At 65.3% G+C, this 1767-nt stretch carries 3 protein-coding genes; 2 read left to right on the forward strand and 1 reads right to left on the reverse strand.

All coding sequences use genetic code 11. The annotated features are described in order from the left end of the window. Positions 1-324, reverse strand: a 324-nt coding sequence (locus GY769_23585) for a hypothetical protein (protein ID MCP4204902.1), incomplete at its 3' end; no start/stop codon positions are given. Between the two features lie 259 nt (positions 325-583). Here GY769_23585 and GY769_23590 point away from each other — a divergent pair. Then, positions 584-1279 (forward strand): hypothetical protein, encoded by a 696-nt coding sequence (locus tag GY769_23590; GenBank protein MCP4204903.1) that lies wholly within the window; start codon positions 584-586, stop codon positions 1277-1279. Positions 1280-1324: 45 nt separating this feature from the next. Then, the coding region (locus tag GY769_23595) for an FAD-dependent oxidoreductase (GenBank protein ID MCP4204904.1) at positions 1325-1767 on the forward strand (443 nt) is incomplete at its 3' end.

Genomic DNA, 1767 nt, shown 5'->3' on the forward strand with positions numbered 1-1767 from the left:
CCGGGTGCCGTCCGGCTGATCGACCATGAACCAGGTGACGCCGTGCTTGGCCGGGGTCTTGCCGGTGGCTACACTGGTCCATATCACCGGCGACAGCGGAACGTCGTTGAGGGTCTCGATCGGGCCCCAGGTGCCGCGCTCACGCAAACCCATGAGGTTGGGCATCTCGCCTTCGGCTGCCAGGGCTTCGATGATCTTCCAGTCGGCCCCGTCGATGCCGATGACCACCGCACGCGTGTGCGTTGTCTCGACCTCGACATCGCTGCCGCACGAGATCAGAAGAACGGCCGTCAGAATCTCGAGTAGGATCCGAGCTCGTCGCACTGCAAGGACATTGTAGCCGTGGACTGTCCGGTCTTGGAGCGGATTGGATATGCCGCGGTTCAGACGATGCGGCCAACCGCCGCGGAGGTCATCGAGCCCATGGAGAGACAGAAGATCGTTGCAGTCGGGCGGAAAGGCGGTCTCCTCGACTATCTGGAGGATCTCTTCGCCGAGACCGGCTCGGTCAGGCTCGGTCTATCGGCTTCGAGCCGCGATATGCTTCAAGAACATCTTGCGTGGGTGGGCACAGGAGGCGACTTTGGAGAGACAGAAGATCGTTGCAGTCGGGCGGGAAGGCGGTCTCCTCGACTACCTGGAGGATCTCTTCGCCGAGACCGCAGTGGAGGTTCAGCGCTTCGGTAATGCCGAGCACGCCCTGGCGCTGCTCGAGAGCTTCGACATCGACCTGGTGCTAGTCGAGCATCCGCTAGGGGAACACCGGATCCAGGAGTTCGTCGTGCAAGCGGCCGGCAAGCTGGGTGGCGCGACCCAGAAGATCATGGTTCTGGCCAAGGACGAAGCCGTGGGCGAGTTGATCGACAGCGTGGGCGATCGCTTCCCGGTAGTCAGTTGCGATGAGCCCACTCGGTTTCGAAAGCGCATCGCTCCGCATCTGCGGGCGTGGCCACAAAGGGCCCAGCGCCTGATGGTCACCATGCAGGTGCGCCTGGGCGCTGTCGGCTTGCACCGTATGGCCCAGACCGAGAATCTCTCCGAAACGGGCGTATTCATCCGAACCGGGGACAAGGTGCCCGTGGGCAGCGAGATCGATCTCGAGCTCAGCCTGCCGGGAGGCGCCGAGCCGATTCGGGCGGTCGGCGAGGTCATGCGCTATCAGGAAGCGAAGGACGGCGAAGTGGGAGGCCTGGGGGTGGCGTTCACCAGGCTCACCACCGACGCGGCGGATCGGCTCAACACCTACCTGGACGAGCGCCTGGCGGAGGCGGCCAGCTGACAGTTTCGGTCGACAGTGAGGTCGACCGGTACGTAGACTCCCGTCGTGATCACCCGGCGAGATCTCCTCAAGATCGGGGCCCTCGGCCTGCTCGGCTCCGCGGGCTGTCGGTCTCGGCCGCCTCCCCGGAAGGAGTCCGGAGTCGTCCTCAACGACGTCCACTCCAAGCCCAACCGCACCCGCGTCGCGAGCGTGGCTCGGCCGTCAAGCCTCGATGAGCTGACCGCCGCCATCGGCGACGGCTCGAATCGAGAGCTGCCGGTGTCGATCGCTGGTGGCCGGCACGCCATGGGCGGCCAGCAGTTCGGCGTCGGCACCGTGAATATCGACATGCTCGGGCTCGACCGGGTTCTCGACCTCGACGCCGACTCCGGGATCATCGAAGTCGAGGCGGGAGCCCAGTGGCCGGGGCTCATCGCGGACTCCCTGGAGCTTCAGGAGGGTTCGGGGGAGCAGTGGGGAATCGCTCAGAAGCAGACCGGCGCCGA

This window comes from bacterium, assembly GCA_024224155.1.
GTDB lineage: Bacteria > Acidobacteriota > Thermoanaerobaculia > Multivoradales > JAHEKO01 > CALZIK01.